This window comes from Flavobacterium hiemivividum (assembly GCF_004349145.1).
Classification (GTDB): domain Bacteria; phylum Bacteroidota; class Bacteroidia; order Flavobacteriales; family Flavobacteriaceae; genus Flavobacterium; species Flavobacterium hiemivividum.
The window spans coordinates 1-24039 of the sequence record NZ_SMFO01000017.1; the positions used below are offsets into that span (position 1 = coordinate 1).

16 protein-coding genes and 2 pseudogenes are annotated in these 24039 nt (G+C 33.5%); 9 read left to right on the forward strand and 9 right to left on the reverse strand.

Annotation, left to right across the window (positions count from 1 at the left end):
• Positions 1 to 234, forward strand: a pseudogene (locus E0F98_RS15050) (group II intron reverse transcriptase/maturase); the annotation flags it as partial.
• A 79-nt stretch (positions 235 to 313) separates the two neighbouring features.
• Here the strand turns inward: E0F98_RS15050 and E0F98_RS15055 are convergent.
• The 3 genes from E0F98_RS15055 to E0F98_RS15065 form a co-directional block, all read right to left on the reverse strand.
• A complete protein-coding gene (locus E0F98_RS15055; protein WP_132112936.1) occupies positions 314 to 883 on the reverse strand; it encodes a super-infection exclusion protein B in 570 nt (189 codons plus the stop codon).
• 571 nt (positions 884 to 1454) lie between these two features.
• Positions 1455 to 2843 (reverse strand): dihydrolipoyl dehydrogenase, encoded by a 1389-nt coding sequence (gene lpdA / locus E0F98_RS15060; protein ID WP_132112938.1) that lies wholly within the window; start codon positions 2841 to 2843, stop codon positions 1455 to 1457.
• Between the two features lie 311 nt (positions 2844 to 3154).
• Positions 3155 to 3724 carry a pentapeptide repeat-containing protein gene (locus E0F98_RS15065; RefSeq protein ID WP_132112940.1) on the reverse strand — a complete coding sequence of 190 codons (570 nt, stop codon included), beginning with the start codon at positions 3722 to 3724 and terminating at the stop codon, positions 3155 to 3157.
• A gap of 366 nt (positions 3725 to 4090) precedes the next feature.
• Here E0F98_RS15065 and E0F98_RS15070 point away from each other — a divergent pair, with 366 nt between their 5' ends.
• Both E0F98_RS15070 and E0F98_RS15075 read left to right on the forward strand, forming a co-directional pair.
• On the forward strand, positions 4091 to 5314 hold the full coding sequence (locus tag E0F98_RS15070; RefSeq protein ID WP_132112942.1) for a metallophosphoesterase family protein: 1224 nt from the start codon (positions 4091 to 4093) through the stop codon (positions 5312 to 5314).
• A gap of 11 nt (positions 5315 to 5325) precedes the next feature.
• Positions 5326 to 8370 (forward strand): AAA family ATPase, encoded by a 3045-nt coding sequence (locus tag E0F98_RS15075; protein WP_132112944.1) that lies wholly within the window; start codon positions 5326 to 5328, stop codon positions 8368 to 8370.
• Between the two features lie 15 nt (positions 8371 to 8385).
• Here E0F98_RS15075 and E0F98_RS15080 read toward each other — a convergent pair whose 3' ends face one another.
• The 5 genes from E0F98_RS15080 to E0F98_RS15105 form a co-directional block, all read right to left on the reverse strand.
• Positions 8386 to 8709 carry a phospholipase D-like domain-containing protein gene (locus E0F98_RS15080; RefSeq protein ID WP_243699261.1) on the reverse strand — a complete coding sequence of 108 codons (324 nt, stop codon included), beginning with the start codon at positions 8707 to 8709 and terminating at the stop codon, positions 8386 to 8388.
• 276 nt (positions 8710 to 8985) lie between these two features.
• Positions 8986 to 9432, reverse strand: a complete 447-nt coding sequence (locus E0F98_RS15085; protein WP_132112946.1) for an META domain-containing protein — start codon at positions 9430 to 9432, stop codon at positions 8986 to 8988.
• 228 nt (positions 9433 to 9660) lie between these two features.
• A complete protein-coding gene (locus tag E0F98_RS15090) occupies positions 9661 to 10236 on the reverse strand; it encodes a hypothetical protein (RefSeq protein WP_132112948.1) in 576 nt (191 codons plus the stop codon).
• A gap of 354 nt (positions 10237 to 10590) precedes the next feature.
• The gene (locus E0F98_RS15100; protein ID WP_132112950.1) at positions 10591 to 11094 is read right to left on the reverse strand and encodes a YqiA/YcfP family alpha/beta fold hydrolase; all 504 of its coding nucleotides are present in this window, start codon (positions 11092 to 11094) and stop codon (positions 10591 to 10593) included.
• A 19-nt stretch (positions 11095 to 11113) separates the two neighbouring features.
• A complete protein-coding gene (locus tag E0F98_RS15105) occupies positions 11114 to 11398 on the reverse strand; it encodes a hypothetical protein (protein WP_132112952.1) in 285 nt (94 codons plus the stop codon).
• A 747-nt stretch (positions 11399 to 12145) separates the two neighbouring features.
• On the opposite strand from E0F98_RS15105, the pseudogene E0F98_RS16345 reads away from it, so the two are divergent.
• The 6 genes and pseudogenes from E0F98_RS16345 to E0F98_RS15130 all read left to right on the forward strand — a co-directional run.
• Positions 12146 to 12856 (forward strand): annotated as a pseudogene (locus E0F98_RS16345) (PAS domain-containing protein); the annotation flags it as partial.
• 249 nt (positions 12857 to 13105) lie between these two features.
• Entirely contained in the window at positions 13106 to 13573 is a 468-nt protein-coding gene (locus E0F98_RS16350) for an ATP-binding protein (RefSeq protein ID WP_394345854.1), read from the forward strand.
• A complete protein-coding gene (locus tag E0F98_RS15115; RefSeq protein WP_132112956.1) occupies positions 13560 to 13952 on the forward strand; it encodes a response regulator in 393 nt (130 codons plus the stop codon). Before E0F98_RS16350 ends, E0F98_RS15115 begins: the two co-directional genes overlap by 14 nt.
• 731 nt (positions 13953 to 14683) lie before the next feature.
• The gene (locus E0F98_RS15120) at positions 14684 to 21028 is read left to right on the forward strand and encodes a PAS domain S-box protein (RefSeq protein WP_132112958.1); all 6345 of its coding nucleotides are present in this window, start codon (positions 14684 to 14686) and stop codon (positions 21026 to 21028) included.
• A 2-nt stretch (positions 21029 to 21030) separates the two neighbouring features.
• Positions 21031 to 21471, forward strand: coding sequence for a response regulator (locus E0F98_RS15125; RefSeq protein ID WP_132112959.1), 441 nt, complete (start codon positions 21031 to 21033; stop codon positions 21469 to 21471).
• Positions 21472 to 21475: 4 nt separating this feature from the next.
• Complete coding sequence (locus E0F98_RS15130) at positions 21476 to 22486, forward strand: response regulator (protein WP_132112961.1); 1011 nt, start codon at positions 21476 to 21478, stop codon at positions 22484 to 22486.
• Between the two features lie 284 nt (positions 22487 to 22770).
• Here E0F98_RS15130 and E0F98_RS15135 read toward each other — a convergent pair whose 3' ends face one another.
• Positions 22771 to 23847, reverse strand: coding sequence for a calcium:proton antiporter (locus E0F98_RS15135; RefSeq protein ID WP_132112963.1), 1077 nt, complete (start codon positions 23845 to 23847; stop codon positions 22771 to 22773).
• Positions 23848 to 24039: the final 192 nt, after the last annotated feature.

The following is a 24039-nucleotide window of genomic DNA, read 5'->3' on the forward strand; positions in this document are numbered from 1 at the left end:
TGGCACGACTGGAAAAAACCTGAACGGAAAAGGAAAAACCTCATACGACTAGGAATTGACCAAGACCACGCCTATGCATGGAGTCGAACTCGAAAAGGGGGGTGGGCGATTGCTCAGAGTCCAATTTTGGGGACAACCATAACTTTGAAACGCTTAAAACAAAAAGGGTATCAATCATTGACTGATGTTTATATCGAACTTAACCCATCTCTTTGCGAACCGCCGAGTACGTGACCCGTACGCTCGGTGGTGTGAGAGGCGCACTCCGTTCCATTAGGAGCGGAGCCGTCTACTCGATTAGCTGCTGGGCGAATTAGTAATTCCAAATTCCATTTTTCAAGAAATGAGGTCGAGTTTGTTCAATTTCTTCTCTTGTTAGTTTTTCAAGCCCAAAATATTCATTTGGATTTATCACTGAACGCATATATTTATTCATTGTAAAAGTTGTATTTCCACCATTAACAACAAAGCTATTTGAGCCAAGTGAGGAAGTTATAAAAAGGACATCTTTACTAATTAATCCTGTAATTACAGAATGGTCATATGGAAAATCTAAAGCATGACGATTTTGAATAAAGAATTCTCTTATTACAGAAACTTCGTGCGCATCTAAATTTTGAAGAGTTTCTCTATATCCTTTTTTCAGTTTAATTGTGAAAAAGAACATTCTAATTTGTGTCATTATGTATTTAATAATATTAGTGATAAGCAAGCCACAACTCAACAACCAAATTATGTAGGCGTAAAATCCAATCGTTGTTTTTGGGTCAGCTTTAATCAAAACATACTTACCACCATAGAATATGAAAATTCCAACAACTGCTATTACTAGAAAAAACACCGAAGGAAGTTTCTTTATTTCAAAAATATCTTTTATACTCATAATTTCTCGTTTTTGCGATTTTTCGGCGCCTTGCAGCTAACTTGTACATACTCGCTACATAATAGCGACTATGCACCTAATTTGAGGTAGATGGTCGCTATTGAGTAACTTATCAATTAGCTAATATATAATATTTTATTTACAAATTATCAAAGAGATTTTTTATTTGTTTAGTCCTTTTGGTATGAACAGGAGAGTAGATTTCTGTTGTTTTGCAACTACGGTGTTCTGGTAATTCTTAGTAAAATTATAAATACGTTCCGCTTGGAAGTAAATGGGTGGTGCAATTGAATTCTTGTGGAGAATTCTTTAAGATATCAAAAGGTGTATTTTGTGGATTATTGTTTTCGCGGTCGAAGAATGGTCTCGCGTGAAGGATGGTAGTGGAAATCCTTTTATGTAGCGTAGCGAAATAAAAGATTGCAACGTACAGCCTGACGCTACTGCAACGGAGTGGAAGTAGGGGCACGCCCAAAAAAAACAGGATATAAAAAAATCCGATTGGCGTACACCAATCGGATTTCTATGTTTAAAACGGCTACTTCTTAACTCCGTAGCTGTTTAATTTAGTCTATAAATGGATTACTTCGCCGTAAGCGTCAGCAACTGCTTCCATGACAGCCTCACTCATTGTAGGGTGTGGGTGGATTGATTTTAGGATTTCGTGTCCTGTAGTTTCCAGTTTACGTGCTACAACTGCCTCAGCAATCATATCTGTAACTCCGGCACCTATCATGTGACATCCTAACCATTCGCCATATTTGGCATCAAAGATTACTTTTACAAACCCGTCTGGAGTTCCAGCCGCTTTTGCTTTTCCTGATGCTGAGAATGGGAATTTACCAATTTTTAATTCGTATCCTTTTTCTTTAGCTTGTTTTTCAGTCAATCCTACAGATGCAATTTCGGGAGTTGCATAAGTACAACCCGGTACGTTTCCATAATCGATAGCATCTACATGCAGTCCTGCAATTTTCTCCACACAATTAATTCCTTCAGCAGAAGCTACGTGAGCTAGTGCTTGACCTGGAGTAACATCACCAATGGCGTAGTATCCTGGAATATTAGTTGCATTGTAAGCGTTTACAAGGATTTTATCTCTGTCAGTAGCGATTCCTACTTCTTCTAGTCCGATGTTTTCAATGTTAGTTTTAATTCCAACAGCCGAAAGTAAAACGTCTGCTTCTAGGACTACTTCTCCTTTGGCTGTTTTTACAAATGCTTTTACACCTGCTCCAGTTGTATCAATTGTCTCAACAGAAGAGTTGGTCATGATTTTTACACCTGCTTTTTTCATGGAACGTTCCATTTGTTTCGAAATGTCTTCGTCTTCAACAGGAACAATATTTGGCATGAATTCTACAATAGTAACTTCCGTTCCCATTGAGTTGTAAAAATGTGCAAATTCTACTCCTATCGCTCCAGAACCTACGATGATAATCGATTTTGGTTGTGTAGGCAAAGTCATTGCTTGACGGTAGCCAATTACTTTTACACCATCTTGCGGCAAGTTTGGCAATTCGCGAGAGCGAGCTCCTGTAGCAACGATAATATGGTCTGCGCTATATTCTGTAACTTTATTGTCTTTGTCAGTAACATCAACTTTTTTACCTGGTTTCAGTTTTCCAAAACCATTAATAACGTCGATTTTATTTTTTTTCATCAAGAATTGTACTCCTTTGCTCATGTCTGATGCAACGGTTCTACTGCGTTGTACAACTGCAGGAAAATCTTTGTCAAATGATGAAACAGTCAATCCATAATCAGAAGCGTGTTTTAGATAATCGAAAACCTGAGCTGATTTTAATAATGCTTTGGTAGGGATACATCCCCAGTTTAAACATACACCACCTAAGTTTTCTTTTTCAATTACGGCAACTTTAAAGCCTAATTGTGATGCTCTAATGGCAGTAACATATCCGCCTGGTCCACTTCCTAAAACAATGATATCGTATTTCATTTTTACAAGATTTTCTAAATTAATTGATTTGGCGAATTTAAGGATTTATTCTGTTTTTGGAAAGATTAGAGGAAACAAAGTTTTAAAGATTGAAATACGATAGGGACGATCAAAAAGGGAATGGGATAAAATACACTAAACTAAGGCGGTATGATTCTGATAAATAACTAGTTATAAAACTGTTAGGTTCAGGAATATGGATCGTTTGTACTATGGGAATTCGATTTATTTTCGACTCTTTTTTTTTAGATGGGACGATTCCAAATTTCGAAATTAAACTAGATTTTTACAGCTTAGGAAGCTATTTCCGCTTATTGAACCACGATATCATATTTGCTTAGCAAGCCTTTTAATCCATCAAGTGAAAATTGTGCTTTTTTGAGTTTTGTCCTGCTGGGGTCTATGGAGTAATTATAACTTGATCGAAAATCGGCTTTATCAGCGATTGCCTTATCAAATTCAGAACGGTATAAATCACAGTTGTTAAAGGACGCCGCCGCTATATTAGTACTCATAAAGTCAACGGCTACAAGGCTGCTATTCGTGAATGTCGTTCCTTTCATTTTCAGGGTGTAAAATTTGGAGAAATCCAAAATACAATCTTTAAAATGCACTTCAAAAATAAGTTTGTCGCACATGGCAAAGTTCACATCGGTCATTTTACAATTAGTAAAAAAGACAGTTCTAAAGGCCACATGATTGATTTTTGCGCTATTAAAATTACAATTATTAAAATTGCAATCGATAAATGTTACAGCAATAAAATTACATTGGGTAAAATCACAATTGGTAAAGGTACAAGATTCAAATTCCTTGAAATTAACTTCCTCTTCACCATAAATGATGTCATTGTATTGTAAATCAAGGTAGTATTCTGGCATTTGTTTTTAAATATGATTGTGATAAAGAGCAAAAGTACAATTATTAAAATTATAGTTATTTGAGTTTTACTATTTCGAGTAGATTTATACGTAGAACTGTTTAGAATAAAATGTTTTTTTTACAAAGACCAAATAATGTTCTGAATATTAATATAAAAAATATTTTTCCAAAGTATTCTCAAAAGTGGTATTCAGCTTAATAATTAGACGGTTATATCCATTGTTTATTTTTAATACCAATTGTTGAAAAATAAGCAATCATATTTGGAGAATAAGGACTATTTACAGATTATTTTTAGGATATTGCTATTGGAAAAATTGTGATTTTACAAAGGGCAATACAAGTTAAAATAGATAAGGTAAATAATGAGAATACTACATACTGCCGACTGGCATTTAGGGAAAAAACTGGATCATTTTTCTCGTTTGGAAGAACAAAGATTCGTGATGAATGAAATTTGTACTATTGCAGATAGTCAGCATGCTGATGTAGTGATCGTAGCCGGTGATTTATTTGACACCTTCAATCCGCCAGTGGAAGCCATTGATTTACTTTATAAAACCTTGAAAAGGCTTACCAATAATGGGAAACGGCCTGTAATTACAATTGCGGGAAATCACGACAGTCCAGACCGAATTGACTCTCCAAACCCTTTGGCACGTGAATGCGGAATTCTATTTGTGGGAAATCCAGATGTTACGATTCCGAGGCTTACTATCGAAAATGGATTTGAAATTATAAATTCTGAAAATGGATTTATCGAAATAAAATTACCGCAGTATGAATTTCCTATTCGTGTAATTACCACGCCTTATGCTAATGAAATGCGATTGAAAACGTATTTAGGTGCCGAAAATAAAGAGGAACAATTAAACCAATTATTACAGAATTCTTGGGCCACAATCGCCGATAAATATTGCGATACAAATGGAGTTAATATTTTGACGACTCATTTATACATGCTAAAACGCGGCGGTGAAATCTTAGAAGAACCAGATGGTGAGAAACCATTACGCATAGGAAATGCCGATATCGTTTACACCGATTGCATTCCGCCTCAAATACAATATACTGCTTTGGGACATTTGCATCGTTTTCAAAACATTGGCGGTCATCCCAGTCCAGTTGTTTATTCCAGCAGTCCTTTATCCTATAGTTTTTCGGAGGCGGGACAAGAAAAAAAAGTAGTTCTAATTGAAGCTGAACCAAATGGAGCGGTTAAATACACCGCAATTCCAATAGAATCAGGACGGGTTTTACATAGAAAACGTTTTGAATCTATTGATAATGCAGTCGAATGGTTGCTTGCATACCCTTATTGTTTAGTCGAATTGACCTTAGTAAGTGATACTTTTTTTACTACTCAGGATTTAAAGCGAATCCATGAAAGTCATGACGGTATTATCTTTATTATTCCAATTGTTAACAAGGACGCAAATAGGAACCAGCAAACGGCCAAAGTTAATTTAGACCAGGACATTCAAGGATTATTTAAGGATTATTTTGTTTCCAAATACAAACAAGAACCTAACGAGGAACTGTTTGGATTGTTCAACGAAATTATTGGAAGCCAAGTTAAAAACGAATAAAGAAAGCCCTTATGTTACCATTAAAATTAAGTATTAGCGGTTTGTATTCCTATCAGAAAAAACAAACTATTGATTTTGAAGAATTAACGAATGCCGGTTTATTCGGGATTTTTGGAGCTGTGGGTTCTGGAAAATCTTCCGTTTTAGAAGCTATTGGTTTTGTTTTATATGGCGAAACGGAACGTTTGAACAATAGAGACAAACGTTCGTATAATATGCTAAATCTAAAATCAGATAAAGCCAATATCGAATTTGAATTCTTGAATTTTGAAGAACGAAAATTCAAATTTGTAGCTGATTGGAAAAGAAATAAAAAGCGTTTTGAAGAAACCACTTCTATAGAACGGTTGGCTTATGAATGGAAAGCGGAGGAATGGATTCCAATGACTTCAGCCGATGCGACCGACATTATTGGACTTACCTACGAAAACTTTAGACGTACTATTATTATTCCGCAAGGAAAGTTTAAGGAGTTTTTAGAGTTGAAAGGCAAGGACCGTTCAGACATGATGAAAGAAATTTTTCATTTGCAACGCTTTGATTTGGCTTCAAAAGTAGGAATCGCACAAAGTGCTACCAGAACACAATTAGACCAATTAAAAGGTGCTTTGTCTGGATTTGAAGCTATTTCTACAGACGCAATTGTAGCTTTAGAAAATGAAGTTGTAGCTGCTAATACGGAGTTGCAAAAGGATAAATTAGAATTGGAATTAGTGGAAAATGAATTCCAAAAAATGACAACTTTAAAGTCGAATTTTGAAGATTTAGAAAAAAAGAAAAATCATCTTTCTAAATTGAATGTTGAAAAAGTTGCGATTGATGCGTTACAGCTGGAAATTGATTTATTCGAAAAAACGGAACGGAATTTTAAATCCAATTTAGTCACATTAAAAACAGAGAAAACGGCTTTAGAAAAATCGAAAGGAAATCTGATTTCGACTGAGAATCAGAAGAAATTAATAGCCGAAAGCAATTTGAAAAGGCAAGCCGCTTTAGAAATCTTGCAGCCTGATTTTGACACTCTCGAGAATTCTAAAAACAAAGTTTCCGATTTAGAATCGATAGAAAAAATCATAACTGCAAAGGCGGAAGTAGCAATTATTGATGAAAAAATAAAGGTTGAAGAAGCCTTATTTTTGGAAAGTGAGAAAAAAGAAAAGGATTTAGTAGTTAAATTGGGCGCAATTCAGACTCAATTAGTCGATGCCAAAAAAAATCGATTGGATACTTCTTTCTTAATTGAGTTAGGAACTTGGTATCATCAACAACTAGTTTTAAAGAATAATTTACAAGAGAATAACAAAAAACAGGATGCTTCCCAAAAGCAATTAAAATCAAAAACCGATGCTTTTCTGCTTTTGGAATTGCCTTTTGAAAGTTGGAAAACCGTTTTAAAAACAAAGTCAGAAACACTTACTTTAGAAAAGGAAAAAGCAATTGAAAAAAGAACTAAACTTTTAGTTTCAAAACAGTTGGTACAGTATGCTGTGAATTTGCACGATGGTGAAAATTGTCCGCTTTGTGGTTCGCAAGAACATCCGAATGTGATGCAAGGCGAAGATGTTTCGAATCAATTAGAAATTATTTCTAATACAATTACTGATTTAGTTAATGAAGAAACAAAATTCAGTTTGAAAAAGGCCGAATGTGAAAAATTAGCATTCGAAATAAATCATTTTCAAGAGCAATTAAAAGTAATTAATGCGGAAAGAAAAAGTGTTGAAAATGAGCAAGAAATACACTTGTCAAAATTCATTTGGAAAGATTTCGATCCAAAAGATTCACAACTTTTTGAATCCAAAAAAACGAAACAACAACATTTAGAAAAGGCGATAATTACGTTAGAAGAAAACGAAAAAGAACTTCGCAAGGAGCAAGAAGCTATTGCTTGGTCACTAAAAAAACACAATACTACTAAAGGCGAATTAGAAACGAAGAAGGCTGCTAAAAGCGGTAGCATCGAAAATGAATTATCACAATTGAAAGTGCTTCCATTTATGGATTACGAATCAATTTCAGTAGCATCAATTCAAGCCGAAAAAATAGCTTTAGACACTAAAAATTTAAAAATAGCAGAAGATTATCAGATTATAAAAGAGATTATTGCTAAGGAAAATCAAGAATTAGCAACGCTAACCGGAAGTTTAGCAGCTATTGAATTGCAAGTTGTTGAGAATGAAAAGGCAGTAGCGCAGACAGCAAAAATTATTGCAGAATTGCTTCAGGAACATTATTTTTCATCTGTTGAAGAAGTGAGAACGATACTTATTAAAAATTGGGACTTAGAGGCTGAAAAAGAGAAAGTAAAACTTTTTTCCGTCAACTTTCTGAGTGCAATTAATTCGGTTTCAGAAGCAGAGAAATTGATACTAGGAAAAACTTTCGATAGTAAACTTCTAGAGGAAAAAACAGCACAGTTTGCTGCATTGCAATTAAAATATGAAACCCAGTTAGGTAAAGTCTCGACTTTGCAAGCGAACTTAAAAAGAATTCAGGCTGCTTTTGCTGAAAAAGCCGAATTATTAGCACAGAATGAAGTTTTAGAAAATCGAGCTACTAACCTGGGAACCCTAGCAAATATGTTCAGCGCGAGTGGTTTTGTGAACTATGTTTCGAGTATTTACTTGCAAAACTTATCTGATGTTGCCAATGTGCGTTTTCATCGAATGACTAAAAATCAGTTGAGTTTAACAATTAATAGTTCCAATGAATTTGAGGTGATTGATTATCTAAATGATGGCGCTTCTAGAAGTGTAAAAACGCTTTCTGGAGGTCAAGGTTTTCAGGCTTCTTTATGCTTGGCTTTGGCATTAGCCGAAAGTGTTCAATCCTTAAATAAGAATGATAAGAATTTCTTTTTTATCGATGAAGGTTTTGGAACTCAAGATCCAGAGAGTATCGCAATTGTCTTCGAAACCTTGCAATCGCTGTACAAAGAGAATCGAATTGTTGGAATTATTTCACATGTGGGCGAACTGCAAGAACGAATTCCGCGTTCTATAAATGTGGTAAAAGACGTAGATAATGGAAGTGTGGTAAGCGAAAGTTGGAATTAAAATGGTTCCTAAAAACTACAAAAAAGGCGACAACAAGCGAACCAATTTTTCCCATAAATGGATGTGTTTTGGACGGTTCAACCAAGCTTCTTTATCTATTTGTTGGGATTCTTTTAGACCCTTTTCAAAGGCTAGAGTCAATTGGTTAGCAATATTTTCGCTATAAACCATGGCGTTGAGATCAAAGCTGCGATAATCCATATTAGCCGATGCTATTATGGCCAAATCATTGTCGATTACTATGGTTTTTGCGTGTACAAATCCTTTGTTGTATTTGTAAATTTTGGCACCTATTTGAAGTAATTCCGTGTAATAAGCACTTGCGGCTGCATTCACCATTTTCGAATCGGAAATCAAAGGAAAAATAGAACAGTATTCCTGCTACGGGAACAAAAACGATGAAGAATGTACGCCAAAGCTTTAGTGCTACTTCGAGTATAATAAAGCACTCTAAGAATCACAAATAAGACTAAAAGTGAATAAGTAATTTGGACAATTAGTATCCAGTAGATATTTTATTTTATGTAGTTACTATTTTTTGATTTGTCTCGAATCAAATAAATACCAATCAATATTAAAATTCCGCCGAAAATTCCGCAAATTATAAATTCTAAATTAATTCATATACACTGCTTCAAAAACAGCTAAAGGCGCTCTTTTTCCCACATTCAAGGATAGAATATCGTCTTTTACAGTGTAATTGTCTGCTAAATTAAAAACCGCCAGAAACTCACTATCATTAATGGAAAGATCTGGACAAACTTTCATCGTTACAGCCATATTTTTAAAACGGATTCTGTTAACTTCTTCTAGAATAAATTCGCCGGATAAGGCATTACAACCTGCAAATCCAGTGACTCTATTATCATTTGTTCTTAAGATAAAATAGATTTCACGTTCTTGGCTTTCTTTCATTTTAATATCTTTCCCTTGCAGTGTTTTAAGTTTCCAATATTTTTCGGTAATTGTTTCGCCGTTCGATTCTGGATTTGTTTTTTTAGTAGGATTACAGCTCATCACGATCAGCGCTAATAATGCAATAAGTGGACTTTTTACGTTCATATTTATGAGTTTTATATAAAGATATTAATAGTTGGTAAAATGTCGAGTGAAAATGAAATGATATTCAAAAGTTAAAGATTTTTTTCGGGCTTTTTCGGGCTAATTTAATTACGATCAGGTGCAAGATTTAAAGTAATTGGTTGGTACAAAAAAGTGCTAAAAGACTGTTCAAAAAGACTGTGAATTTATTAGCGTTTAAACTGAGTTAGGCATTTCGACAATAACAGCTTATTCTATCTCAAAACCTGTTTGGTAAGTAGTAAGTGCATCGCTTTTTACAAAGTTCAAATTTTGGTTTTGATATTTAATATTGGTTAGAAATTGCTCGTTTTCGAATTGGGATGTTGTAAAAGTAAAATCATCAATGTTTAGGCTATCTTTAGCAATTTTTAATTCCATCGAAGCTATTAATCCAATCTCCTTTTTGATTATATAGATACCACTTTCTAATTGATTTGAATCGAAAATAGGGTTTTTCTCGATTTGGTATAAGGGAAATAAAACCATTTCATTGAATAGCTCGTTTGGTTTTACTTTTAAGACTTTGCGGCGTTTGAACCAAAATTCGATGTGGCTCTTTGGTTTATCTAAAACTCCTGATGTTACAGCGGCCTCTAAGTCTAAAATAGAAGCAAGCTTGCTGTCTCTTAATTGATGATAGAAAAACGGATCCAAGAGTAAGTCGGTTAATGAGCAGTTCTTTCTCTTCGCGATTTCATTCCATTGTTGATATCTATCAGCGTCCAAATGTATTTGCCTGATTTCTATTCCTTCTCCTAATAAGTTGATTTTTATTTTGGACATTAATTTAATTTATTCGTTACGAAGATAAGGAGTTTTGACTTGTTTTTCTTATCTTATTTCCCAATCTAGGTCGCCCAAATCTAGGTCGCCATTCATATCAATCGTTAACCAAGTTGCTCCAGGGAAGGCGTGATTTAAGGTAATCGAAAATCCTGAAAGTGTGCTGTGTTCTAGATTTTTTCCCGCTTCGTTATGTAATTTAGCGGTTAGTTTTTCGTGCTGTTCAACTGTTCATTTAATTCGCAATTCCTTTATAATAGGTTGTTATTTGGTTGGTGTTTTTTTGTGTCATTTGTTTTTTCGAAAAATAGAATTTGATTGCGCCAAATTGTGAAGCTGCACTCAATTGTAGTTTTATTTCAGAAGCTCCATTTGACGAAAGAATTCAGTTACTTCTATCTCGAAAATGCCTAGTGGGATATGATGTTCCATTTGCTTGTGAATGGAGATTTTGAAATCGGTATATGGGAGTCGGTTTTCAGCCAGCCATTTTAGATTATCATTGGCTTTGATAACTTCATCTTGAGCACCTAAGGCAAAGTGCAAAAGTGATGCGCTTTTCGAAGGATTTATTGCGGGAATGCTTTGGGGAACGGGTCTATGTGGCAATGCTGGATTAAAAAGTAGGGCAGGACAGAGTATTGTGTTAGCGATATAATAGCCCATAAAACCGCCCATGCTGCTTCCAATCGCTACATCAAATTGATACTCCTCGTTCATTTTCAAAAGTAAATCATAAACATTTGGATTGCTGTAGTAATCTAGGTCAGGTGCGATGACGGCGCCGAAACGTTCTAAAACGGTTCTTTTTTCTGGACTTAGTTTGCTTTCGAGTCCGTGTAAATATAAAATAGTCATTGGTTTTTTATTTTAGGGTTTAAAATTCGTCGTATAAGTTGTTTTTGAAATACAATTTAATTTTGGCTACTAATTCATCTTTAGAAGTTACTTGTTCTGGCCAAAAGATGTTAGAGTAGAAAAATCGTAAATCTAAAACATGCTCTTTTTCTGTACATAAGAGGTCAATGCATCGCTCATATCGTTCCCATGTAAAGTAGTCTTCATTTACTTCAGCATATTTATCGTCGTCTATGGAATGTCCAGTGGAGTCCGAAGACGGATGAGTTTCCAGTATTTTTTGCTTTATTTCCTCGACAGTCATAGGCTGATATTTATCATGCAAAAATAGTGGGTTCTAGCGCCATGACGTGACCTTGTTAATTTGTTTTTTTAAAATTACTCGTTTTTCTAACGGTTATTTTTAAAAGTAGCTGTAAATTGTTAGTAAATTTCGAAATATCATAATTTAATCTAATAAAAGGGCCGTCTCAAATGAAAATTGAGGCCGCTTTTTTTTGCAATGCTGTAAAAAAAAATAGGGATAGTAGCGGTTATTTTTTCCAAAACGAATTAACGTTTTAGTTCTCCTGATAGTTATTTAGATGATTCTGCTGTATTTTGAAGATATCTTATTTTACAAAATTCGATTGCTGGTTTACAAAATTTGAGTATTCTAACTAAAGAATTTAGTCATCAGAATTTAGTTTTTCGAATGAACTTATGATTTTTTTCTGTACAGAAATAAATTAAACTTAATGGTTGTGCGCTTAAAATTGGACGTTGATATTGATCTAAGTCCTTGTTAGAATTCGTTTTTATTTTGTAAGTAAAAAAGTATTAATAAATTATAAATTCGTATTTTGTCGAATTAAAATGCATTTTACCGTATTTTTTTATAAATTTGATTATCTTGTTTTAGATCTAACCCGACCATAAAAACATTCAAATTTAAATCTAATTAATTCATGTTTTAAATACTATGGCTACCGAAAGACATTCGAATTCACTCGTTGTTAAGACTGATTTTTATAAAAAATTATTATCTGAATCAACTGATTTAATTTTTCATATGACAATATCGAAAGATGGAACATTTTTTTTTCCTTTTTTGAGTAAGTCTGTGATAACTCATTTCAATTTAACATCCGAAGAAATTAGTAGCGATGCTTTTGCAGTTTTGAAAAGTAAGATTGTAGCGGAGGATTTAAGGGGTTTTTTACAATCCATAGATGAATCTAAAAAAGATTTAAAAACGTGGGCTCATGAGTTTCGGGCGACGGTTTCTAATAAAGGAATTTTATGGTTTAAAGGCATTGCAAATGTGGAGTATACAGAAGACAATACAATTAATTTCTATGGAAAAGTCACGGAGGTAACCGAATATAAAAGACAGGAATTAAAGTTAAAGCTCTCAGAAGAGCGTTTTCAATTTGCACTCGAAGCTTCATCTGAAGGAATTTGGGACTATAATATAAAAGAGGATAAAATCTTTTTCTGTTCTCAATCTATGAAAATACTTGGATTTAAAGAAGAAGATACTTTCCATGCTATAGATATATGGGAAAATAGAATTCATCCATTAGATAAAGAAAAATACCTTAGTGATGTTCAATTGCATATTGACAATGTTACTACAAACTATGAAAATTCAAAACGGATTTTGACAAAATCGGGGGATTATAAATGGATTTTAACTCGCGGAAAAATAATTGAGCGGGATTCAAATAATAACCCTATTCGAGTTATGGGGACTCATACTGATATTTCTTCACAAAAAGAAAAGGAAGACGAAATTATAAAGTCACTTGAAGTTATTGGCGAGCAAAATAACAGGTTATTAAATTTTGCCTATATCGTTTCGCATAATTTGCGTTCTCATGCTGGAAATATCGAAATGTTATTGAATATAATGGAAGATGAAAAAGATGAAGCTAGTTTAAAGGAAACTAATTTGCATTTACGGTCCTCATCTCTTGCTTTAACTGAGACAATCGAGCATTTAAAAGAGTTGGTAGAAATTCAAACGGAGTTGAATCACAAAAGTGAAAAACTAAATTTAAATGCTTATATCACAAAAACCTTAGCCGTTTTAGGTACCGAAATAAGTAAAAACAAGGTTGTAATTCAGAATTCTATTTCAAATGAAGAAACGATAACCTTTAACGCTGTTTTTTTAGAAAGTATATTATTTAACCTTACTTCTAATGCAATAAAGTATTCTCGGGAAGGCGTAATTCCAGTCATTAGTTATACGATATTAACAGAAGAATCACGTAAAACATTAGTAATAAAAGACAACGGATTAGGAGTAAATTTAAAGTCAAATGGAGACAAACAAATTGGAATCTATAAAACTTTACACAATAATCATGACTGCAGGGACATTGCATTATTTATTACACAAAACAAGATAAAAGCGATGGGTGGAAGCATAGAAGTAGAAAGCATAGTGGGAGAGGGAACGGTTTTTAAAATACATTTTAATGACGAAGTATAAAGATGTATATATCATTGACGACGATAAAATTGTGCATTTTGTCATTAAAAAATTATTGGCAAGTCTAAAAATGGATCTTAATTTATCCTTTTTTTTTAATGGATTTGAAGCCATTGAAAAGATAGGTAATGATCTAAGTTCAGGTGTAGATTTACCAGATCTAATTTTACTAGATATAAATATGCCTATTATAGATGGATGGCAGTTTTTGGATGAGTTTAGAAAATATAACAATGCTAGCGGTAACAAGACCCATGTTTACATAATTAGTTCATCAAATAGTATTTCAGATATTAACAAAGCCAAAGAATATCAAGATCAAATAAAAGAATATATTCTAAAACCAATAACAAAAGAGGATTTGAAAAAGATCTTTTAACTAGAAAAGAAGAGCTTGATTAATTAAATTTAGCTACTATTTTAGTTCAGAAAAATTAGTTGATTTTAGGCCATTTTTGACTGCAAAACATAAAAAAAACCAACAACTGTTGGGGTTTTGTGATCATGAATGAACACTTTACAAACCATTTTATGTAAGATTTGAAGAAATTAGCTATGTGGAATCCTTTATAGGAAGCACAAATCTGTTTCTAGTTTTAAGTTAAGTTATGCCAATGTTTTTTAGAAAACCCACATCCTAATTTTGCTAGGAAAGAGGTCTTTTTTTAACTTGGAATAAGAGGCAAAATATTTATAATAATAATTGAGCTATATATTTCAGGTATTTAAATAAAATAACAGTAAAATCCAGGTCGTTTTTTCTTATTTATGTCGATATTTTATTAGCACATCTACTAATTAATTGGATGTTTTGACGACAATATTAATTAAGTAATAAATTTTAAGCGTTTTAAGAATATTCTATTTAAATTAATAATACATAATTTTGTGCTATTTTTATTATGTTAAAACAATAAAAATCCAAAAATAAAGCCACAAAACTTTAAATCTCAAATTGATACGAATTACACCTTGTGGTTCTTATTGATTTAAAGTACTTTTGCACCCGAAAAAACCTAGGAATCATTCTCCAACTTTTAATTCATCAAATTTTAAGCATAAGAATAGTAGATGAGTTTAAATAGTACCCCAAAAGTTTAATTTTTGAATATGAAAAATGAAATTGCAGGTTATCGAAGCCTCTTTTATCAAAATCCTTCAGCGTCCTTTGTTTACGAAATAGATACTTTTAAAATTATTGACGTAAATAAAGCTGCACAACATCTTTATGGATATAAGACAGAGGAGTTTTTGTCTTTCACTGTAAAAGATCTTATTATAAAGGAGGAGATTCCTCAATTATTGGATATGCATCAAAATATTCAAAATCGAGACGAAAATTTCTATTTAGGTAGATTTACTCATAAATTAAATTCTGGTGAATTGCTGAATATGGAAATCAGTGGCTATAACACTAGTTTTCAAGATCGCCGCTGTATTTTGGCTGTTTGTCAAAACATTCGACATATAGAAAAACAAAATACTGACGCAACTCACTTGATGGATGCTTCTTTAGATGTTTTTTGTACAGTTAATGAAGAAGGAAACTTTACGTATGTTAGTGCTGCAGTACAGCAACTTTGGGGATACTCGCCCGAAGAGTTAGTAGGTAAAGCTTATCTCGATCTGATTGTTGAAGAAGATGTAATCCAAACCAAAGAAGTAGCTATTAATGTTAGAAGAGGTCAAGAGACTAAATCTTTTGTTAATCGTTACATTAAAAAAAATGGAGAAATCGCATATAATTTATGGTCTGCGAAGTGGGATGACAATGCAAAACTTATGTATTGCGTGGCTAGAGATGCTAGTGAGAATATTAAACAAGAAGAGATAATTAGGCAGAGTGAGCAGCATTTTAAGTCATTGGTGCAGGAAGGCTCTGACCTGATAGGAATACTTGATCAAGAAGGAAATTATACGTATGTTAGTCCTACATCTTTTTCTGTTCTTGGTATGAAACCAGAAGAATTTATAGGTAGAAATGTATTTGAATTCATTCATCCAGAGGATGTAGAAGAAACCTTGGTCAGCTTACAAAAAATATTTATCGAAAATAAGATTGCGGTAAAACCTTTTCGTTTCAAAAACGACAAAGGGGAATGGAGATGGTTAGAAACGGTAGTAACCAATATGTTGGATAACCCTACAGTTCATGGAATTGTTGCTAACTCTAGAGATATTACCGAATCGGTTAATGCTCAAAAACAAATTGAAGCTAGTGAACTTTTTAACCGTACTGTTTTAGAAAGTAGTCCAGACTGTTTCAAAGTTTTAGACGCCAACGGAAGAATTCAGTATATGAATTACAACGGACTTTGTCAGATGGGAATCGATGATTTTTCAACGGTAAAGGGCATGAGTTGGTTTACACTTTGGGGCAGCGAAAATGAAACCTTGGTAAAAGACGCACTGAATAAAGCCCTGAAAGGAGAAAGAGCACAATTTACTGCTTTTTGTACAGCAGTTAAAGGTACGCCTAAATGGTGGGACGTTTTAGTATCTCCCGTAGGTAAACCAGGTGAACCGATAGTGCAAATTATTTCTGTTTCAAGAGATATTACGGAGCAAAAAAAAGAAGAACATCAATTAAAATTACTCAACAGTGTAGTTACTAACACCACTGATGCCGTTTTAATTACAGAAGCGGAGCCTTTTGATGAACCTGGTCCAAGAATTATCTACGTAAACGATGCGTTCACGAAAATGACTGGCTATACTGCTGATGAAGTAATTGGCAAATCTCCTCGTTTCCTTCAAGGGCCCTATTCTAACAAAAAGGAACTTGCAAAACTGGGTACCGCACTTCGAAATAGGGAGACCTACGAAATAACCACGATTAACTATAAGAAAAACGGAGAAGAATTCTGGATTAATTTTATCGTAACACCAGTTGCTGATGAAAAAGGATGTTATACACACTCAATTGCGATAGAACGAGATGTTACTGAACAAAAGAACAAAGAACTAGAACAAGAATTATTGGCAAAAATTAGTATAAATTTTAATGCCGAGAATGATTTTGTATCTGCTTCAAATAAGTTATGCAAATCCATCAGTAAATTTGGAAGTTTTGATTTTGTCGAATTATGGATCCCAAATCTTGAGAAAAGCGAAATGCAACTTTGTAGCCATTATCTAGCTGATTATGGGGATGAAAAATTTTATGACTGCAGTCAAGGCATAAAAAAAATTAAATTATCCGAAGGTTTAATTGGAAAAGTATGGTCAGATCGAACACAGCATCTATGGAATGATACTGAAATATCCAAAGATTTTGTAAGAAAAGAGGCGGCCGAAAAAATAGGATTAAAATCGATATTAGGAATTCCATTGTTCTTTAATGATGAAGTGATAGGTGTACTTCAGATTGGTACGAAGAATGAGACTAGCTATTTAAAAAACTATGCTAGAATATTTAAAAAACTGGAGGGATTTATAGGATCTGAACTCAACCGAAAAAAGCTTGAAAACGATCTGAATCATTTATTCGATTCGATACCAGACATTCTTTGCTTAATAGACTTTAAAGGACGATTTTTAAAGATGAATAATGCTGGTTGCGAATTAATGGGCTATGCAGAAGAAGATATACTTTATCATCAATTAGAAGATTTTGTTTGCCCAGAAGATCAAGGAGTTTTCTCAGCAAAACTTATAAATTTAGAAAAAGAAGAAAACGAATATAAACTTGAAAATCGCTTTATTAGTAAAACTGGTAAAATTGTTTGGCTTAGCTGGACTTGTAAGTCTATTTTAAATGAAGGAATTATCTATGCCTCTGCAAAGAACATTACTGAAAAAAAGAAGCTTAGGGAATTATACCGTCAAAGCAATAGTTTGGCCAAAATTGGAAGTTGGGAGATTGACTTACTTAACCAAACGGTATATTGGTCGGATGAGATTTATCAGATGTATGAAAAAGATCGAATTTCATTTACTCCAACTTTGGATGGTACGATCAATTTTTATCGAGAAGATTTTAAAGAACTGGCCCAAACAAGTATTCAGAAATGCATAGATGCAGCAGAGCCTTTTGACTTTGAAGCGGTATTAGTGACAGCCAAAAAGAAAGAGGTTTGGATACGTGTCATAGGAAATTGTGAATTGGTTAATGGTCAAAGTACTCGAATTTATGGTAGCTGTCAAGATATTAATGACCGTAAAGAAGCCGAGTTGAGACTGCAATCTTTAGCAGATAATTTGCCTGGGGTTGTTTATCAATATCTTATTTATCCGGATGGTACAGATACTCTAAAATATGTCACTAAAGGAGCAGAACAAATATGGGGCTATACAGCTGATCAAGTAATTCAAGATAATCAATTGGTGTGGGGCCGTATTAAAACTTCTGGAGAAATTGAAAAACTTAAAGAAAGTATAAATGAGTCTATTGTGTCCAAATCAAAATGGAAGGCTCGATGGAAATACATACTTCCAAGTGGTGAAATAAAAACTCATTTGGGTTATGGAACGCCTACTTTTTTAGCTGATGGAACCGTATTATTCAATTCTGTGATTTTGGATATAACAGATGAAGCTAAGAACGAGGAACTTGTAGAACAGGTTACAAATCAAGCAAAGATTGGTAGTTGGGAAGTAGAGTTGGGTGAAAACAAAGCTACAATATCGGATATCATGTATGATATACTAGAAATAGAGCGTAAAGATTATATAGTTGATTTAGAAAGTTGGATTAATTTTTATAGAGAAGATTTTCGCTCTTTGGCACAATCAAAGATAGCAGATTGTTTTGAAAAAGGTATCTCAGTTGATTATGAAGCGGTTATTATCACTCCCAACAAAAATGAAAAATGGGTTCGAATAATAGGTAGTGTTGAAAAAATAAAGGGTAAGGCTAATAGAATCTATGGTAGTTTTCAGGATATTACTACTCTTAAAGATACGGAGAATAGATTAAGCTCAATTACGGGAAATTTACCCGGAGTTGTATATCAGTATGTTATTAGCCCAGATGGATCAGATTGCGTGAGGTATGTTTCGGCAGGATGCGAAGAATTGTGGGGTTTTACTGCGGAGGAAGTCAGGGAAGATATCAATGTGATATGGGATCAAATTAAAGCAGGTGGAGAATTTGAGGAGGTGCAACAAACTATTCTTAAATCGATAGAAACCAAAACGAAATGGGTAAGTCGTATAAAATATGTTATGCCTACAGGGGAGCTTCGAACACATTTAGGTTATGGAGCGCCCATTTTTATGGCAGACGGGACGGTTTTGTTCAACTCAATTATTCTCGATATCACGCAGGAGGTTAGAAACGAGGAATTATTAGCTCAAGCTAGCCATATGGCTAGAATTGGCAGTTGGGAATTGGATTTGTTAAACCAAAACGGAGCGCATTTGTACTGGTCTCCTATGATAAAGAAAACTTTAGAATTAGAGGAGAATTATAATCTAACGCTCCAAGAATCCTTTGCTTTTTATGTAGGTGAAAGTAAAGAACGTATTGAGACTGCTATTGATCTATTAATTAGGGAAAATGTAGAGTTTGATGAAGAAGTATTAATGAAAACAGGCCTAGATAAAGAACGATGGGTGCGCTTCATTGGTAAAAGTGAAACCGTCAACAATACCTGCACTAAAATTTATGGTAGTTTTCAGGATATTCATTTTTATAAATCTCTAGAAAACAATGTTGTAGAGATATTAGAGAGTATTTCTGATGCTTTTTATGCTCTTGACAACGACTGGAATTTCACTTATTTTAACAAAGAGGCAGAACGATTATTAGAACATCGTGAAAAAGAGGTGATCGGTAAGTGTATATGGGAGGTTTTCCCTGCTGTAGTTAATACTTATCTTCATGAAATGTATACTAAGGTGTCTCAAACGCTTGAGCCAGAAACGTTTGAATATTTTTATCCTGCTGATGAAAAATGGTATGAAGTAACTGCCAACCCTTCAGATGGCGGTGTATCTGTATATTTCAAAAATATAGATGATCGGAAAATAGCAGCTGAAAAACTCCAAAAAGCATTTGAAGAAAAGGACAAGATTTTGGAAAGTATTGGAGATGCTTTTTTTGCCGTTGACAATAACTGGGTAGTTACCTATTGGAACAAAGAAGCGGAACTAATTTTAGATCGAAAAAAAGAAGCAATAATTGGTAGGTATCTTTGGGATGAATATGAAGATGCCATTGATTCTGACTTTTTCTATGAATACCACAAAGCAGTAGCGACTAAAGAAGCGTCCTATTTTGAAACTTATTATCCAACTCTTAATAAATGGTTTGAAGTATCGGCTTATCCATCTGAAGAAGGCTTGTCGGTGTATTTCAAAGATGTAACATTGAGAAAACAAAGCGATATACGACTGGAAGAAGCAAACGAACGCTTTGAGAAAGTAACCGAAGCGACCAATGACGCCATCTGGGATTGGGATTTAGTTAACGAAACCTATTATCGTTCTAAGGCCATTGAAAAGTTTTTTGGAAAACAAGTTTCACAATCTCTTACGGAAAGTGTTTTTTGGAAAGATAGATTTCATCCTGAAGATCTTGAAAATATTCAAAAAAGTATGTCAGAAGCGATAGCTGATCCATTAACGAACCGTTTGGAATTAGAATATAGAATATTTAATGAAAATGGAAATATAGTTTATGTGAATGACCGAGGAATAATTGTCAGAAACCATGAGAATAAAGCAATTCGTATGGTAGGGGCAATGACTGACATTTCTATACAAAAACAGATGACAGCCCAACTTAATGAACTTAATGAGTCTCTACAGCAATATGCGTCAGAACTAGAACGATCTAACGAAGAACTAGAGCAATTTGCTTTTGTGGCTTCTCATGATTTACAGGAGCCACTGCGAATGATTTCTAGCTTTATGGATTTGTTAAAGCGAAAGTATGGCCATCTTCTTGACGAAAAGGGACATCAATATATTTTCTTTGCGACTGATGGCGCCAAAAGGATGAAACAAATCATTCTTGATTTATTAGATTATTCTAGATCGACTAAACCTACTGAAGGAAAAGATGAAGTGGATATCAATCTGGTTGTTAATGAATTTAATCAATCAAGAAGAAAACTAATTCTGGAAAAAGCTGCTACAATTACGTCTAATGAATTACCGATATTACTGACTTACAAAGCAGCGGTAACACAAATATTACATTGTTTACTTGACAATGCATTGAAGTATTCTAATCCCAACATTCCGCCAATAGTGGAAATTAATGCTTTGGAGACGGAAGAGGAGTGGCAAATTTCTATCAAGGACAATGGCATAGGAATTGATGCTCAATTTTTTGATAAAATATTTTTAATCTTTCAAAGACTTCACAACGCTAACCAATATAGTGGAACCGGAATAGGACTTTCTATTGCTAAAAGGCACGTAGAATACCTAGGAGGACGTATTTGGTTAGAGTCTGAGCCAGAAAAAGGTTCTGTATTTCATTTCACAATCCCAAAAATAAAATAATCATGAATAATCTACCATTAAAATTGACTCAGATACTTTTAGTAGAAGACAACGAAGGAGATATCTTACTTACTAGGGAAGCATTTGAAGAATGCAAAGTAAAAACAGAGATTATCATTGCAAGAAATGGTAAAGAAGCTCTTGATTTTCTATTTAATAAAGGAGCGTATATTGATGCAAAAAAGCCAGACCTTATACTTTTGGATATCAATATCCCGATTTATAATGGGCATGAGGTTTTAAAGCAAATTAAAGCGGACTCGGAATTGAAAAAAATTCCAGTGATCATGCTAACCACATCGTCTAACCAAAAAGATATAGATCGTGCGTATGGAAATCATTGCAATAGCTATGTAAAAAAACCACTTGACATCGATGAGTTTTTAAGTGCTATACTAAAAATAGAGGAATTTTGGCTACAATTAACAACATTTCCTAAATAAGACGATGCAGCAAATAGATCAATATTCTGAGAATTTATCTGTCCTTATCATAGAGGATAATGAAGGTGATTTTGTTTTAATTGAAGATTATTTAATTGAAAAATTTAAACTTGCAACTATTAATCGTTGTTCTGACTTTGCAAGTTCGATTAATTTTATTCAAGATTCTAAAGAAAAAATCTCTGTAATCTTATTAGATTTAAACTTACCTGATTTAAAAGGTCTAGAATTAATAAACAGCGTTTTAGCTTATGATTTTCAAATTCCAATCGTTATTCTAACGGGATATTCTGATTTATCGATGGCTAGAAGCAGTCTTCGAATGGGGATTTATGATTATCTGGTAAAAGATGAAATGAACCCTGCAATACTTCACAAAACAATTATTTTTGCTTTAAACAGGAGTAGTTATATTAATCAAATTGCAGACGAAAAACGCAATTACGAAAACCTTTTCAATTTTAGCCCGCAACCTACTTGGCTTTTAGATCCTACCTCTTTAAGAATTCTTTATGCAAATTTAGCAGCACAAAGCAAATATGGATATGCTCTGGATGACTTTTTAAAGATGACTTTTCTGGAATTACATCCTGCAGAGGAAGAACAAACCATTAAGCATAAATTAATTGCACAGGAAGATGAAGACATTAGAAACCACTTTACACATTTTTTAAGCAATGGTAAGGAAATTAAAGTAGATGTCTATTTTAAAGAAATTAGTAGTCTGTCAAATATTGGTTTAATTGTACAAAGTAATGATGTATCAGAAATTTTAAAACATATAAGCACTATCGAAATTCAAAATACAAAGTTGAGGGATATTGCTTGGACACAATCGCATGTGGTTCGCGCACCTCTTGCGCGAATATTAGGAATAATAAATTTGATTGAAGATGAAAAAGAAAATTTCGATGAGATTTTGTTTTGGATCAAGCAATTAAGAATTTCAAGTAATGAAATGGATGATATAGTAAAAAAAATCGTGGAGCAATCAAATCATATTGACCAAGAATAATTTTAGTATTATGGAAAAGGAACTACTTTATGTCAATAATGAGCTATTTCAATGGCCATTTGACGGGCTATGTCAAATAAAAAACAATTAGGTTGCAAATTCAGAGTTTAGAGTAGTACATTATTATTGTTTATATTTTGATTAAAATCAAATCACAATTACATAACTAACAGAATTACTCCAGTTGAAGACTATAATATTTTTAACCGGAAACAATTAGATCTAGAGCAATGGATTATTAATCCGCATTCGATGCAGAGCGGTAATTATAGTTTACTCAATTATTAAGGATAAATCATAAGGAATACAAAAGCAAATAGGTTAACTAGTAGTACCACACCATAAATAATATTCGATTTACCACTGCTTAAGGACAACATCACCGTAAAAACTGATAATCCTAAAAGCACTATAGATGTAATATCGAGACCTAAAATAATAGGCATTTCCATCATAATACAAACGATTGCCACAGCAGGAATCGTTAGTCCAATACTTGCTAAAGCAGAGCCTAAGGCTAAATTGATACTTGTTTGTAATCTGTTTTTTCTGGCAGCTATGATGGCGGCAATAGCTTCGGGTAATAAAATAATGACAGCAATGAAAACACCTACCAACGATTTAGGCAAATTGTTACCAACTATTATACTCTCGATTGTAGGTGAAAGCGTTTTAGCTAATAGCACTACAATACCTAAGCTTAGAATAAGGAAGATCAGACTCGTATAAAAAACTCTGTTTGTTATATGAATCGGTTCAGCTACTTCTTCATTTTCGTCAGTGTCAACAGTCAGGAAATATTGTCGGTATCTTCTAGTTTGCGCAAATAAAAACGATCCATAAATAACGACACAGGCAATTGAAGCAAAAACAAGTTGAGGTGTTGAATAGTAAGAACCTTCCACACTTTTAGTGAAAGTAGGAAATACCAAGGTAAATACAATAATGGATACTAATGATACTAAAGCAATAGTTACAGATGAGGCAGAAAAATTTTGTTCGTAATGTTTCAAACCACCAATCAGTAAACACAGACCAATGATTCCATTCAAGATAAGCATAGTCGCAGCATAGACTGTATCTCTGGCTAAGGATGCAGCTTCTGTACCTTCGGTCATCATCAAAGAAACGATTATAGAGACTTCAATAACAGTTATTGATATGGCTAAAATAATGGTTCCATAAGGTTCTCCAACGCGCTCTGCAATGATTTCAGAATGATGTACCGCCGACATCACACTAAGAATAAGTAATATGCTAGCAATAATTTGGAAGAAACTGTTGTCGGCAATAAGGCCAGTAAATAAAAGCGTCCAGGCAAGTATAGGGATGATAGTAGTCCACTGAAGTAATAATTTCATTTTTTAATTTCAATAAGTAAATAAATAATTCTGACAACCTATTATTTTAATTGCCGAGCCATTTTAGCAATTTAAGTTTATTATTTAAAACTCGCAAATTAAGCTAATTTAATGGCGCAATATAAAGTGATTTAATCTTTTATTTTAAAGCCCAATTGTTTCATAATAAACTTTTTTTTATTCTCTCTTAAT